This window comes from Campylobacter fetus subsp. fetus, from assembly GCF_900475935.1.
GTDB classification, from domain to species: Bacteria; Campylobacterota; Campylobacteria; order Campylobacterales; family Campylobacteraceae; genus Campylobacter; species Campylobacter fetus.
This window is the reverse complement of the sequence record NZ_LS483431.1, coordinates 313,998-328,934: the sequence shown is the minus strand read 5'-3', so window position 1 is coordinate 328,934 and position 14,937 is coordinate 313,998. Positions and strand designations below refer to the sequence as shown.

Sequence of the window (14,937 nt, the reverse complement as noted above, 5' to 3'; positions counted from 1 at the left end):
TTGGATGAAAAAAATTCCATTTTTTATAATTATACTTTTTTCCATCATAGGTTGTGCTAATAGCGTACAAAACGTATACGTGTCGACTAGCTCGCCCCTATTTATAACAGATAAACTATCGGAAAAAAAAGTAAATATACAAACTAGAAACTCAGAGGGAAATCTAACTGATATTATAAAATTTGAATTGGTTAAAAACGGCTATGAAATATCAGATTTAAACAACTCGAACATACATATAAAAGCAAATATCAACTACTTTAGAAAAAATAGTTCCGTAAAACCAAATTCAAATTTCTTTATAGGAAGTAATTTTGGAATGGGAAGACATTTTATGAGTCGCGGGATAGGATTTTCGTATTTGCATAGTTTTGATGATGACTACTTTGATACGGAGTACTTTTATGACTCACAAGTATCGCTTTTTATAAATATCAAAAACGGTAGTTCATACCAAACGAATTTAAACATCCAAAGTGAAAAATCACCGATAAATTTTGATAGAGATAGAACTATTTTGAATTTCAACGAAAATATCGCTAAAAAGATAGCAGAAATTCTAAACGGATATTGAATTTAGTATTTTAAAATATCTGTTTTAGCATCTTAAAAATTACTCTTTGCTCATCATATCTTTATAGCTACTAAGAGAATTTTTTCTATCTTCTAGATATCTACCGAGTTTTTGTCTATTTTCTTCAAAAAATACTTCAAAGTCCTCTTTGTCTCGTATTTTATCTTCTCCAAATTTATCCAAAAGAACATTTGAACTGCCGACTAAAACTAAGTATTTTCTATTTTCATAGCTTAAAAGAGCAACTTTATTTGTATTATCAATACTTTTTTCATATATAACTTCTACGCCGCCATCATCTGTTTTTAGCTCCCATGACGGAGTTTTTATCTCCTCGGTCTTTGTTGGTGAAGGATCAGAAACACTAAACGCGGAATTTCTATTGATATCTTGCTTTGTGGGCTCTTTTGGCTCACTTGGCTGAATCGGCTTTTTATCTATATTATCTCCTATAGTAAATAAAATATCATTTTTCGGTTTCGCTAATCTCTTTTTTATGATAAAAGATATGAAAAATAGTATAAGTAAAACAACTATCACGGAAATATATCTTGAGTCGATATCGGCAGAAACTACGGTATTGTCTTTTGTCTGTATATTTGATGGTATAGCTGCTTGATTTTGATTTGTTTTGATATTTGCAACTCTGATTCTAAGACCAAATTTATCCGGGGTTTTAGAAGCTGTTATAGCTATAGGCAAATTTGATTTTAATTCAACTAGCGTTGAGAGCTTATTAGGCGATGATATAAAAATATTTTGCAAAATTGATGAGTTTATACTCTTATCTATCTGCTCTTCAACATTTAAATCACTCAGCATAAGACTAGTTTTATCTCCTGCTACTTGCTGTTTAATACTACCGTCATAAGGAGAATCGAAACTGAGCATTATATCTACTCGATCGCCTCTTTCATATATATTATAAGTTAATAAATTCACACCAAATAACGGTAAAGTAGCAAATAACAGAATTATAAATCTCATAACAACTCTCTTTTAAAGTATTGAATTACGGATTTTGAATCAAGAATCTCATTTATACGTATAGCTAAATTCTTCTCATAAACCATAACTTCGCCCTTGCCAAAAATCCTATTATTGATATATAGCTCCACACTCTCTCCGGCTGGTTTTTCTAAGTCTATAACCGATCCTACTTCGAGCTTTAAAAGCTCTTTTACGGTTATAGACGTAGTTCCTAGCTCACTTATAAACTCAACTCCTATATCAAGGAGTTCGTCATATCCGTGAAAGAGTCCGTTTGGGCTTAGTTCTTCATCGCTCATGCTTTTTTATAGCCTATTTTAAATGTTCTATTTTTCATTTTAAAAAGTTTCGACTCTGCTAGTTTTACCGGAAAGGATTCAACTTTACCTAAAAACTCCGGAGTACCTAATTTATATTTTCCATCATGTCTATCATTTAATAAATTTTTTGCATAACCTATTATTTGATTTGCAACTTCTCTTGAAAGATCGCCTAAATCAACATGCTTCTCATCAGATACGTTTAATAAAACTTTTGCAAAATACTTCAATGTATCTCTTTTAAAATATAAGAAAAATTGATACTCTTCATTATCTTTATACACAGGAATACTAGCACCATAAACATCTTTGCCAAGCTTACTTCCATCTTTTAGCTCAAACCCCAAAGTATCAGTGCAAAAATGCTTAGTAGCATAGCACACAGCACTCATCATAACCTTACTCCTTAGCTTTTTTAGTTATTATACTAAATTTTTATTGAAAAAACCATTTCAAATAAAAATATAATGTAATAAATTTGAAATATTTCAAATTTAAACCTATTAAAATTAAACTTTTACTACAAAAAAAGAGTCGAAACGACTATTTTTTGAATATCTCTTCTATATGATAATTTATCTCATTTGGGCTATACTTATTTGTGAGTTTGACTATCTCAGTGCCTACTATAGCACCGTCGGCATATAATTTTGTTTTTTTCACATCCTCATTTGTTTTGATACCAAAACCGACGGCTACAGGCAATGAAGTAGAGCTTTTTATATCTTTTATCATATCTTTTAGCCTATCTACTGGACTTTGCTCACCTCCAGTTACGCCAAGAGAGCCGACTGCGTAGATAAATCCGTTAGCATCACTTAATATATCTTTTGTGCGTTTAGAAGACGTAGGGCTGATAAGAGGTATTAAACAAAGCTTAAATTTAGAAGTTTTAACTCTAAATTCACTACTTTCGTCATGAGGCATATCAGGAACTATCAATCCGCTTATACCAACCTCTTTTGCTTTAGCTAAAAATTTATCTTCCCCATAGGCTAAAATTAGATTATAATAGACTAAAAATACCAAAGCTTTATCCGTTTTAACATCTTTAAGCATATCAAAAACAGTGTCTGTAGTAACTCCACTTTGACACGCACTAAAACTAGCCATACTTATGAGTTTTCCATCAGCCAAAGGATCAGAATACGGAATTCCGATCTCTATAATATCAAGACAGCTCTCATCAAGTAAATTTAAAAACTCTTTTGTGTATTCTAAATTTGGGTATCCGGCGACTATATAGCCTATATTTGCTTTTTTGCCCTCAAAAGCTTTTTGTATCTTATCCATATATTGTTCCTTTTTTATACTCCATTATAGTATTCATATCTTTATCACCTCTACCGCTAACGTTTATTACTATATTTGATTTTGTTTTTAAATTCGGACAGAGTTTTTCAAGATAAGCTAAAGCGTGAGAGCTTTCTATAGCAGGTATTATACCTTCTAAGCGCGTACAAAGCTTAAGAGCATTTATACACTCATCATCGCTTACTGCATAGTATTCTACTCTTTTAATATCTTTTAAATGAGCGTGTTCTGGTCCTACTCCTGGGTAATCAAGTCCGGCACTTATACTATGAACAGGCAAAATTCTTCCGTACTCATCTTGCAAAACCACTGTTTTCATACCATGGATTATACCGTCTTTTCCTTTTGTCAAAGTAGCCGCGTGATAAGGAGTATCAGCCCCTAAACCTGCGGCTTCTACGCCTATTATCTTCACGTTTTCATCACCCAAAAATGCTGAAAATATACCTATAGCATTACTTCCGCCGCCTACGCAAGCTATAATGTAATCTGGTTTAACTCCTTTTTCATTTAGCTGAGCTTTGGCTTCGCGCCCTATAACACTTTGAAAATCCCTAACCATCTTTGGATACGGATGAGGTCCGACCGCTGAGCCTATAACATAGAACCTTGCTTCTATCTCATTTACCCATGCTTGAATAGCTGCGGTGGTAGCTTCTTTTAAAGTAGCCAAACCATCGGTTATACTTACTACGTTTGCTCCTAAAAGATGCATTTTATAGACGTTTAACGCTTGTCTTTTAGTGTCACACTCTCCCATATATACGTCGCATTCTAAACCTAAAAGTGCAGCAGCAGTCGCAGTCGCAACTCCGTGCTGCCCAGCTCCTGTTTCAGCCATCACCTTTCTTTTTCCCATTTTTTTTGCGAGCAATGCTTGAGCTAAAGCATTATTTATCTTATGAGCTCCAGTATGATTTAGATCTTCGCGCTTGAGATAAATTTCGTGACCGTAATACTCGCTTAACCTTTTTGCATGATACAACGGACTTGGTCTGCCGACATAATCTTTTAAAAGAGAATCTAACTCATCTCTAAATTCTTTAGTATTTGCTATGCTCTCATAAGCTTCTTCAAGCTCCAAAAGAGCGTTCATAGCAGTCTCCGGAACAAACTGACCACCATATTTTCCAAAATACGCTTTTACATTCATTTTAAATCTCCTAAACTAACTATTTTTAAAATTTCCATTATTTTATCACTATCTTTTATGCCGTTTTCATCTTCTATACGACTATTTATATCAACAAAACTTGGCTTAAGCTTCATCGCGTCTCTTAAATTTTCTACGCCGATTCCTCCGGCTAACCCAAATTTAGCGTCTAAACCCTGGAGTAAATTCCAGTTGAATTTAACGCCGTTTCCACCTTTTAAAACACCTTGTGTATCAAAAAGAATTTTATCATAACTTCCTTGCAGATCAGGCAAATTCTCTCCTACGCTAAAAACCTGCCAAACTTCACAACCCAATTTAGTTTTATCTTCTATTTTTTCATAAATTTGAACTGCATCCAGATCTGCAAATTTTACTATTTTAGTTATCTCATCAAATTTAATTCCCGCAAAAACTCCTACGACTTTTATACCAAATTTATGAGCTAAATTTGATATATCTTTTGCAGTTTCGATACTAACTTTTCTTTTACTATCTGCAAAAATAAGCCCTATAAAATCAACTCTAACACCGTTCAATTCACACTCACAAACGCTTTTAGCTTCGCTAAGGGTTTTAATACCGCAAATTTTTATCTTCATTTGCCGATATAATCTTTATAAAATTCCCATACCCTACCAGAACGCAGAGCCTCAAGTATGAGCGGTTTTGCATCCATAGGAGAGCTTACAAAATCAGCCGCATACAGACCAAACATAGCATTTATGAGAACTATATCAAATCTAGCTCCGCTTAGTTCGCCTTTTATAGTAGATTCAAATATTTTAGCGTTATTTTCAGCATCTCCACCCTCTATATCGGCGTGAAAAGCCCTTGTAAATCCAAATTGTTCAGGCGTTATCCTGTATTCTAATATTTTACCGTCTTTTACTTCATGAATAAGAGTTTCATCACAAAGCGTTATCTCATCCATACCGTCCATACCGTGTACAACAAGAGCATGTTTCCTACCTAAATTTAAAAGCGTTCTAGCCATAAGCTCATTTACCTCTTCAAGATAATTTCCGGCTATTTGATTAGTAAGATTTAAATTTGGATTAAGAAGCGGACCTAGCATATTAAATACCGTTCCTATACCAAGGCGATTTCTTACTTCTTTTACCTCGGCTGTTATTTTGTGAAAAAACGGAGCATGAAAAAATGCTAAATTTTTTGAATTTAAAGTCTCTCTTAACTCTCCTATATCACTGTTTAACGATACTCCAAGGGTATTTAGCAAATCGCTGCTTCCGCTTTTGCTAGTGATGGCTTTGTTGCCATGTTTTGCGACTTTAACGCCCATACTAGCTAGTATGAAAGCCACCGTGGTCGATATATTTATCGTTTTTAATTTATCACCGCCGGTGCCTACGATGTCAAACATCGGCGTAGTGTCGCTATAAGTAATCGAGTATTTAAGTATATTTTTAACAAGAGCGGCAAGGCTATCAGGATAAAGAGATTTTTCGCTTATCAAAACCAAAAGTCCTGCAAGCTGAACTATATCATAATTTTTATCGTTTATCTCTTTGCATATAACTTCATAATCTCCGCTTTCTAGAGGAAATCCTTTTTGTAGTTTTGTCATAAATGGAGCAAAATCAACCACTTCTTTCTCCTTTGTCTTTGGCTTATTTAAATTTACAAAATTTTCTATAATCTTCTTTCCGTACTCGGTAAAATAACTCTCGGGGTGAAACTGAATACCGTATATGGGCTTTGATTTATGTTTCAAACCCATGATAATTCCATCATCGCTAAACGCTGTTATTTCAAGGCATTCAGGAATATTATCCACATATAAAGAGTGGTACCTCATAACATTAAATTCATTTGGCAACTCCTTAAAAATACCGCTATTATTTACAACTTTTATAACGCTACTTTTACCGTGCATAGGATTTTCTAATCTTTTTATATCGGCACCAAAACTAAGACCGATAGCTTGATGACCAAGGCAAATTCCAAGAATCGGAATATCTAAATTTGAACTTAATATATCAAGACAAACGCCGCTATCTTTTGGATGTTTTGGACCGGGACTTAAGATGATTTTACTAGGGTTTAAAGCATTTATACCGTCTATAGTTATCTCATCGTTACGTACGCACCTTATTTCTTCATCTGTTGTTTCTAAAATATACTGATAAATATTATAAACAAAACTATCATAGTTATCTATCATCAAAATCATCGTATTTCCTTACAGCTTTGCTCAAAAACTTTTACGCAGCTTCTTCGTTTTTTACATATCTCGGAATACTCATTTTCAGAATTGCTATCCCATACTATACCGGCTCCGGCACCTATAAAAACCTTTGAAATTTCATCATCTTTAGCTATAAAAATAGCCGAACGAATAAGAATCGCCATCTGAACATCTCCGTTAAAATGCCAAAATCCGATTCCTCCGCCATAAATACCTCTAGAGCTAAGTTCTAATTCGCCGATAATCTGCATAGCGCGAATTTTCGGACTTCCGCTAAGCGTACCTGCTGGAAAAACCACGCTTAAAACATCAAAAGCACTCTTATCGTCTCTTTTTTGCCCATAAACTTCACTTACTATATGCATAACGCTTTCAAAATACTCCACGTGCATTGGATTTTTGACTTTTATGCTGCCTTGTTTGGCAAACTTTGAGATATCGTTTCTAGCTAGATCTATCAGCATTTTATGCTCACTAAGCTCTTTTTCATCGCTCAAAAGATCTTTTTTTAGGACTTCATCTTCGTTTGCATCTTTTCCTCTGCCCCTAGTGCCGGCTATTGGAGCGGCAAAAATCTCGCCTTTTTTTATCTGCATTACAAGCTCGGGACTGCTTCCTGCAACCACGCCAAATAAAGTAGGAAAATAAAACATATACGGACTTGGGTTTTTTACTTTCAATGTTTCGTAAAAATCAAGCGCTTTTAAATTTGACTCAAGCTCTAAAATTTCACTTAATACAACTTGAAAAATATCACCGTTTTTTATATACTCTTTAGCTTTCTTTATAGCATTTTTAAAATGCTCTTTTTCTAAATTTAGATCAGTATTTACTTTGTAAAATCCATTTTTAAACTCGGGCTTATGAGGTTTCGCATCTTTTAAATTTGAAAAATACGCATCATTTCCGTAAAAACTATAAATTTTACTCTGCTTATCATAATGCAAATACGCTTTTGCATCTGCATAAAAATATGTCGGAAACTCGTAAATAGACTCTTTTTTATCTCCAATATTTTCAAATTTATAAACCACATCATAACCCATCACGCCAAACAGTCCTGCAAAATCGCAAATTTTATTTCCGTTTTCATAAGCAAATTTTAACTTACTAAGATCGTCGCCCCAGATGTATTCACAGTCTATGCCTATTATAGCTTGAGTTGTATCTTCTGCTAAATATGAGTTTGGATAACTGCTTAAAATCTCTCTTAGGTATACGACCGGTTCTTGTAAAAGCATTTTGGCTCCAAAAGTTTTTTTAAAAAAATATTATACAGAATTTTTTCTTTGTCTATCTTAAAGTACAAATTTAAATTTATAGCTATACTTGAGGTCTATTTTTTAGTGATTTTATCCGTAAATTTGTAAAATTTAAATTTAGGTATAAGAAATTTTATCCCAAAATCTAAATTTTAGGATAAAAGAGCAAATTACTTAGTAATAGCTTTAAAGAAGTTTGATTGAGCCGCGCTTAGTTTATTTACCACTTCATCACAGTTGGCACCGTAACTTTTTGCTATATCTTTGATATCTCTATAAGCAACAACTGTTTTTGAGTCGTTATCTTTATAAATCACCATTTTTAACGGAAGTTCAAGAGCGATTGATGGTTCACACTGCATGAGCGGAGTTCCTGCTTTTGGCGCTCCAAAAGCGACTACAACAGTATCCCTCATCTCTAAATTTACCTCTTTTGCTAGCTTAGAGTGTTCAAACACACCAAATACCTTAAGACCTTTTTCTTTTAAAATATTTTGCAATTTAGCTGCAGTTTCATCGACTCCAAGCGGACTAAATCCAGTAACTAACATCTTATCTCCCGCAAATGCAAATCCTACAAGTAGGCTTGCTAAAAGTAAAATTTTCTTCATTCTTATCCTTTGAAATAGAAATACTTCATTGTACTTTATATTTTTAAATTTAAAACTATCTATCATTAGTAAGCAATGTTTTATATCTAAACTGATACAATTTCTAATTCAAATTTGAAAGGATAGCATGATCTTACTTCCGGTATTTGGCATCCTGATAGGATTCATATCTGGATTTTTCGGGATCGGCGGCGGAACGGTTTTAGTACCTATAATGCTCGCTTTAGGATACGATATCAAAGAAGCTATAGGCATATCCATACTTCAAATGGTTTTAAGTGCTACTTTTGGTAGCTTTATAAATTATAAAAGCTCAAATTTCATTCTCAAAGACGGATTTATAGTTGGATTAGGCGGATTTGTAGGAGCTAGTTTATCCGGATTTGTAGTATCAAATATACAAGAAAGAGTTTTAGAGTGGGGATTGCTCATAATTTTAGCAATATCTATATCAAAATTTTTCTATGTAAATACAGCCGCTAAACCAAAAGACCCTCCAAAATATATCTTATTTATAGTCGGATTTTTTACAGGAGTAATCGCTATATCTATGGGAGCTGGAGGTGGAATACTTTTAACTCCTATTTTAGTAGGATTTTTAGGAATGGATATCAAAAAATCAGTATATATAAGTCTATTTTTTGTACTTTTTAGTTCTATTTCTGGTTTTGTAAGTCTTGCCTTTCATGATCTTATCAACTATAAAGCCGGACTTTTGATAGCAGTAGGATCATTGATCGGTGTATATTTTGGTACGAAAACCAGCCACAAAATAGACAAGCAAGCTCAAAAATGGTGGCTTGTAGCACTTTATATATCTATGTTTGGGTTGATGGTGAAAAAAATATTTTTTTAAATTTAAAAGTTAGGACTAAATATGAGTGAGTTTTTGCTACTTAGCTTTTTTGGTATTTTTGTAGGATTCGCGTCTGGATTTTTCGGGATCGGCGGCGGCGGAATTATCGTAAGCGTACTTGTATTTTTAGGATACGATATCAAATACGCGATTGGCATATCAGTCATGCAGATGATATTTAGCTCACTTTTTGGTTCATATATCAACTATAAAAAAGGTATGTTTAAATTTGGAGAAGGATTTTACGTAGGAATCGGCGGTATATTTGGTGCATTTTTAAGCGGATTTATAGTCAAATACACCCCATCTTTATGGCTAGAATGTATGTTCGCTAGTCTGCTTTTCATTATGATCATAAAGGCTTTTATTAAAAAAAGTTTTGCTAGCGAAGAGAAAAAACTATCTAAACCTATACTTATTATAATAGGTATTTTTGTCGGCATTATGGGTGTCAGCGTCGGAATCGGCGGAGGAATGCTTATAAGTCTTATATTTTTTGGATTTTTAGGATATGATATCAAAAAAGCGGTATCTATGGGGCTATTTTTTGTAGTTTTTGCAGGAGTTAGCGGATTTATAAGCCTTAGTATAAACGGACTTGTTGATTATTATCACGGATTTGCGCTTGGTATAGGAGCGCTAATTGGAGTATATTTTGGTACAAACGCATCTATAAAAATAGACAGAACAAAACAAAAACGACTAAATTTAGGATTTAATATGACACTGTTTTTGCTAACTATAAAAAAGATTTTTCTTGGCTAGTAATTTAGCCAAGAAAATTAAATTAAATCTTTAGACCAAATACAGTCGTAGTCAAGAACATAACAGTAAGAGTTATCAAGAATATACCTACTATATTTAACCATAATCCAGCTTTTATCATATCGCTGATCCTCACGTATCCCGAGCCGTAAGCTATAGCATTTGGCGGAGTCGCGACAGGTAGCATAAATGCACAAGTAGCGGCTAAAGCAACAGGCACCGTAAATAGCATAACATTGCTTCCCTCATATCCTAAACCTATAGCAACCCCGGCTATAACCGGCAAGAACGCCGCTGCAGTAGCGGTATTTGAAGTGATCTCTGTTAAGAATATAACAAGAGCGGTAACTGCCACTATAACAGCAAGTATAGGCATAGTTCCTAAAGCCGAAACTTGATGTCCTATCCATAAAGATAATCCTGTTTTGCTAAATTGAGCAGAAAGTGCAAGACCTCCACCGAATAATATAAGGATATCCCACGGAAGTTTCTTAGCGCTATCCCAGTCTATAAGTCTCTCTCCGCTTTTGTTTGCAGGAATGATAAAAAGCAATACAGCGACGCTCATAGCGACGATCGTATCAAGACTGCCTACTTTTATCCCATATGCTTTTAGTATAAAACCAAGAAATATCCAGCAAAGCGCAGCAGATATGAACACGCTACCTACTAGCCACTCAGCGCTGCTCATATTTCCGAGTTTTTTGTACTCTTCATGAATGATTTCTTTACCTCCTGGTATCTCGTCTATCTCAGGCGGAAATAACCAATAAACAAGTATAGCCCAACAAATAGCAAGCATAGTTACGGCTAAAGGAACGCCCATTATCATCCACTGGCCAAAACCAATCTCTACGCCGAATTCGTTTTTCATATGAGCTACAAGAAGTGCATTTGGCGGAGTTCCTATGATAGTACCAAGAGAGCCGATAGAAGCGGCGTAAGCGATACCGAGCATTAAGGCAATGCCGAAATTTGAAGTAAATGAGCTTGTTCTTGCTTTTACTTCTTCTACTATATCTTTACCTTTATGGATCACAGCACTTGCTATACCGCCTTGAGTGCCTTTACGAGCTATCTCATCAAGATGTCTCATATCGCCCTCCACTGTACCGTCATCCTTACCGGTAGTAAGTTTACTGACTAAGTGCAAAACAGAAAGTCCTACTGGAAGCATCATAACCGCGGTCGCAGTGTTGCTAACCCACATAGACATGAATCCGGTCGCCACCATAAATCCAGCAACCAAACGGCGCGGACTTGTTCCGATTAGTAACACAATACCAAGAGCTATCCTAGTATGCAGATTCCACTTTTGCATAGCAAGAGCTAAAACGAACCCACCCATAAACAGATATATAGTATCTGAAGCGTACGGAGCCGCAGCTGATTTAAAGCTATCGACACCTAAAAGCGGAAACAAAACCATAGGCAAAAGAGCAGTAGCAGGAAGTGCTATAGCCTCGCTCATCCACCATATACCCATCAGCACAGCCACAGCAGCTACTATAGGAAGACCTTCTATATTTAACTTTTTGCCGTTTGCAGCGGCGTTTGCTATATCTCCAGCACTACTTGGCATCATATAATACACCAAAAGAGCAGCCAAAATACCACCAAAAAGACCGATAATCTGAACGGTACTGGTCTTTTTATCCACAGGAATGTTTGGATTTGCCATATAACCTCCTCATAATATTTTATCAACATACACATATTAATAAGAATAAAATTAGTTTGTTGTAAATTTCAACTAAATTTATGTTATTTTGAAAAATATGTGAATAAAAGTAACACCTAATATGCAAATATAAAAATTATTTGAAATTTAATTTTTAAATTTAGATTTTTTCTCATTTCTTTAAGATTAAAACAATTTTTGATATAATCATTGATTTTAAATTTAATGGACAAGTTATGAATGAAACTATAAAAATAACAGGTGCGAAAGAGCACAATCTTAAAAATATCAGCTTAGAAATACCGAAAAACCGCCTTGTAGTATTTACTGGGCTTAGCGGTAGCGGAAAAAGCACTCTCGCTTTTGACACGCTTTACGCAGAGGGTCAAAGACGCTATATAGAGAGTCTTTCTTCTTACGCAAGACAGTTTTTAGACCGCATAGGGAAACCAGACGTCGATCACATCGAAGGTCTTACTCCAGCTATCGCAATCGATCAAAAATCGACAAGTAAAAATCCTCGCTCTACCGTAGGAACTATAACTGAAATTTATGATTATTTAAGACTTTTATACGCTAGGATCGGGGTTCAACACTGCCATAAATGCGGCAAAATCGTCTCAAAAATGAGCGCGAGTGATATCATAGATCAGATCACAAAGCTTCCTGATGGCGCTAAAATCACGATCTTAGCTCCTATGGTACGTGAAAAAAAAGGAAGTTTCGCGGACGAACTAGAAAAATTAGCCAACAAAGGCTACGTAAGAGCCATGATAGATGGAGTCATGGTAAGACTAGATGAAGAGATAGAACTCAGCAAAACCAAAAAACACACCATAAAAGTCGTGATAGATAGAGTAGTTGTAAGCAAGGAAAACTCTTCAAGGATAGCAAGCGACGTCGAAAAAGCGCTTCATGAAAGTTTTGGTGAAGTAGAGATTGATATAAGCAATGCGAGTGAGCTAAATTTAGAAAAAAGCTTAATACATTTTAGTGAACATAACGCTTGTTTTGACTGTAAAATATCATTTAACGCTCTTGAACCCCTAAGCTTTAGCTTCAACTCTCCAAAAGGCGCTTGTCCTAGCTGCGACGGGCTTGGAATCCGTTTTAGCTTAGATCTAAACAAAATCATCGATGAAAATCTCAGCGTAGAACAAGGCGCCATAAAAGTGATGTACGGATTTAACAAGAGTTATTTTTATAAATTTACGCTTGCTTTTTGCGAACAAAACGGTATAAATACCAAAACTCCTTACGGGGAACTAAATGAAGACGAAAAAAGGCTCATACTTTATGGAAATGTTAAAAATATAAATTTTTTATGGAAAAGACATAAGATAAGTAAAACTTTTGAAGGTGTCTTAAAAATCGCCTATGAGATATTGAAAGATGATAAAGATTTTAGTGATTACATGACCGAAAAACAGTGCGAAGTATGTAACGCCAAGCGTTTAAAACAAGAGAGTTTAGCAGTCAAAGTCGCGGGGAAAACCATAGGCGATATCATAGATATGAGCATCGAAGACTGTACTAAATTTTTTAGCGATAGCTCAAATTTTACTCATTTAAACGATCAACAAAAGATGATAGCTACACCGATCTTAAAAGAGATAAACGAAAGACTATTTTTTCTTTACGACGTCGGACTTGGGTATCTAAGTCTTGGTAGAGACGCTAGAACCATAAGCGGCGGAGAAGCTCAAAGAATTCGTATCGCAAGCCAGATAGGAAGCGGACTTAGCGGCGTAATGTACGTACTTGACGAGCCTAGTATCGGACTTCATGAAAGAGACACTTTAAAACTTATAAAAACGCTAAGAAATTTGCAAGAAAAAGGAAATACGGTAATCGTAGTCGAACACGACAAAAAAACCATAGAAGCGGCTGATTTTATCGTCGACATCGGTCCTGGAGCCGGAGTGCACGGCGGAGAAGTCGTATTTGCAGGAACTTACGAAAAGCTTTTAAAATCAAACACACAAACGGCAAACTATATAAACGGTAAAAAATCCATAAATTACTATAAAGGCAGAAAACAAAGCGATTATATCAGTATAAGCAGTGTAAATTTAAACAATATATCAAATTTAAACGTCAAATTTCCACTTAGAAATTTAGTCGGAGTGACAGGAGTAAGCGGTAGCGGAAAAAGCTCGCTCGTACTTCAAACCCTACTTCCGACTGCTCTTGAAGAGCTAAACCGAGCTAAAAAAGTACAAAAGATAAAAGGCGTCAAGATAGAAGGTTTAGAACATCTCGATAAAGTTATCTATCTAGACCAAAGTCCTATCGGTCGTACGCCGCGCAGCAACCCTGCAACTTATACCGGAGTTATGGATGAGATAAGAGGGCTTTTTGCCTCTACGAAAGAAGCAAAACTCAGAGGATACAAAATAGGAAGATTTAGTTTCAACGTAAAAGGCGGTAGATGCGAAAAATGTAGCGGCGAAGGAGAGATAAAAGTAGAAATGCACTTTTTACCGGATATCAACGTGGTTTGCGATATCTGCAAAGGCTCTCGCTACAACGCCCAGACTTTAGAGATAGAGTATAAAGGCAAAAATATAGCCGAAGTTTTAAATATGAGCGTCGATGAAGCGCTTACTTTTTTCAAAGCAGTACCGAAAATTTACGCAAAACTAAAGACTATAAGCGACGTAGGACTTGGATACGTAACTTTAGGTCAGCCGGCAACCACTCTAAGCGGCGGAGAAGCACAACGCATAAAGCTTTCGAAAGAACTCAGCAGAAGCGACACGGGAAACACTTTGTACGTGCTTGACGAGCCTACGACAGGACTTCATTTTGCCGATGTCGATAGGCTAGTAAAAGTGCTACATCATTTAGTAGACCTTGGAAATTCCGTCATAGTTATAGAACATAATCTTGATGTTATAAAAAACTGCGATTATCTGATAGATATGGGACCTGAGGGCGGAGCTGGAGGTGGAAAAGTGGTGGCCAAAGGAACCCCTATAGAAGTAGCTAAAAAATATAAAAAAACAGGTTCATTCACAGGTGAGTTTTTAGAAAACGAACTAAAAGATATGGGGCTTTTGAAATAAATTTACGTTAGCCGAGTTTAAATTTAAAAAACCGGCTAATAAAATTTGATCTAAATTTATAGTTATAAATTTAAAAATATATTCAATTTCATCTTAATATAATAATAGTAAAATTATATTTATAAAATATTTAA

At 35.1% G+C, this 14,937-nt stretch carries 14 protein-coding genes; 4 read left to right on the top strand and 10 right to left on the bottom strand.

All coding sequences use genetic code 11. From position 1 onward, the window contains the following. The first annotated feature begins 4 nt into the window (after positions 1-4). Complete coding sequence (locus DQN38_RS01800) at positions 5-574, top strand: hypothetical protein (RefSeq protein ID WP_002848509.1); 570 nt, start codon at positions 5-7, stop codon at positions 572-574. Positions 575-613: 39 nt separating this feature from the next. Here the strand turns inward: DQN38_RS01800 and DQN38_RS01795 are convergent, their stop codons facing one another. The 9 genes from DQN38_RS01795 to DQN38_RS01755 form a co-directional block, all read right to left on the bottom strand. Next, positions 614-1,561 carry a hypothetical protein gene (locus tag DQN38_RS01795; protein WP_065843878.1) on the bottom strand — a complete coding sequence of 316 codons (948 nt, stop codon included), beginning with the start codon at positions 1,559-1,561 and terminating at the stop codon, positions 614-616. After that, positions 1,558-1,863 carry a flagellar motor switch protein FliN gene (gene fliN / locus DQN38_RS01790; protein ID WP_002848505.1) on the bottom strand — a complete coding sequence of 102 codons (306 nt, stop codon included), beginning with the start codon at positions 1,861-1,863 and terminating at the stop codon, positions 1,558-1,560. Before fliN ends, DQN38_RS01795 begins: the two co-directional genes overlap by 4 nt. Further along, complete coding sequence (locus tag DQN38_RS01785; protein WP_002848503.1) at positions 1,860-2,279, bottom strand: hypothetical protein; 420 nt, start codon at positions 2,277-2,279, stop codon at positions 1,860-1,862. Before DQN38_RS01785 ends, fliN begins: the two co-directional genes overlap by 4 nt. 148 nt (positions 2,280-2,427) lie before the next feature. Then, a complete protein-coding gene (trpA, locus tag DQN38_RS01780; RefSeq protein ID WP_002848498.1) occupies positions 2,428-3,177 on the bottom strand; it encodes a tryptophan synthase subunit alpha in 750 nt (249 codons plus the stop codon). After that, positions 3,170-4,351: a tryptophan synthase subunit beta gene (gene trpB / locus DQN38_RS01775; protein ID WP_002848496.1), complete on the bottom strand. Its 1,182-nt coding sequence runs from the start codon at positions 4,349-4,351 to the stop codon at positions 3,170-3,172. Before trpB ends, trpA begins: the two co-directional genes overlap by 8 nt. Then, the gene (locus DQN38_RS01770; RefSeq protein WP_002848494.1) at positions 4,348-4,953 is read right to left on the bottom strand and encodes a phosphoribosylanthranilate isomerase; all 606 of its coding nucleotides are present in this window, start codon (positions 4,951-4,953) and stop codon (positions 4,348-4,350) included. The genes trpB and DQN38_RS01770 overlap by 4 nt, the downstream gene beginning before the upstream one ends. Then, complete coding sequence (trpD, locus tag DQN38_RS01765; RefSeq protein WP_002848492.1) at positions 4,950-6,545, bottom strand: anthranilate phosphoribosyltransferase; 1,596 nt, start codon at positions 6,543-6,545, stop codon at positions 4,950-4,952. The genes DQN38_RS01770 and trpD overlap by 4 nt, the downstream gene beginning before the upstream one ends. After that, positions 6,542-7,801, bottom strand: a complete 1,260-nt coding sequence (locus tag DQN38_RS01760) for an anthranilate synthase component I family protein (RefSeq protein WP_065844162.1) — start codon at positions 7,799-7,801, stop codon at positions 6,542-6,544. The genes trpD and DQN38_RS01760 overlap by 4 nt, the downstream gene beginning before the upstream one ends. Before the next feature lie 191 nt (positions 7,802-7,992). Continuing rightward, on the bottom strand, positions 7,993-8,433 hold the full coding sequence (locus DQN38_RS01755) for a DUF302 domain-containing protein (RefSeq protein ID WP_170117931.1): 441 nt from the start codon (positions 8,431-8,433) through the stop codon (positions 7,993-7,995). Positions 8,434-8,560: 127 nt separating this feature from the next. Between DQN38_RS01755 and DQN38_RS01750 the strand changes: the two genes are divergently transcribed. Beyond that, positions 8,561-9,289, top strand: coding sequence for a sulfite exporter TauE/SafE family protein (locus DQN38_RS01750; protein ID WP_002848487.1), 729 nt, complete (start codon positions 8,561-8,563; stop codon positions 9,287-9,289). Between the two features lie 21 nt (positions 9,290-9,310). Beyond that, positions 9,311-10,054 (top strand): sulfite exporter TauE/SafE family protein, encoded by a 744-nt coding sequence (locus DQN38_RS01745; protein ID WP_038452833.1) that lies wholly within the window; start codon positions 9,311-9,313, stop codon positions 10,052-10,054. A gap of 22 nt (positions 10,055-10,076) precedes the next feature. Here DQN38_RS01745 and DQN38_RS01740 read toward each other — a convergent pair whose 3' ends face one another. Further along, positions 10,077-11,735, bottom strand: a complete 1,659-nt coding sequence (locus DQN38_RS01740; protein WP_111738144.1) for an SLC13 family permease — start codon at positions 11,733-11,735, stop codon at positions 10,077-10,079. A gap of 236 nt (positions 11,736-11,971) precedes the next feature. Between DQN38_RS01740 and uvrA the strand changes: the two genes are divergently transcribed. Further along, positions 11,972-14,803, top strand: coding sequence for an excinuclease ABC subunit UvrA (gene uvrA / locus DQN38_RS01735; RefSeq protein WP_038452827.1), 2,832 nt, complete (start codon positions 11,972-11,974; stop codon positions 14,801-14,803). Positions 14,804-14,937 lie beyond the last annotated feature (134 nt).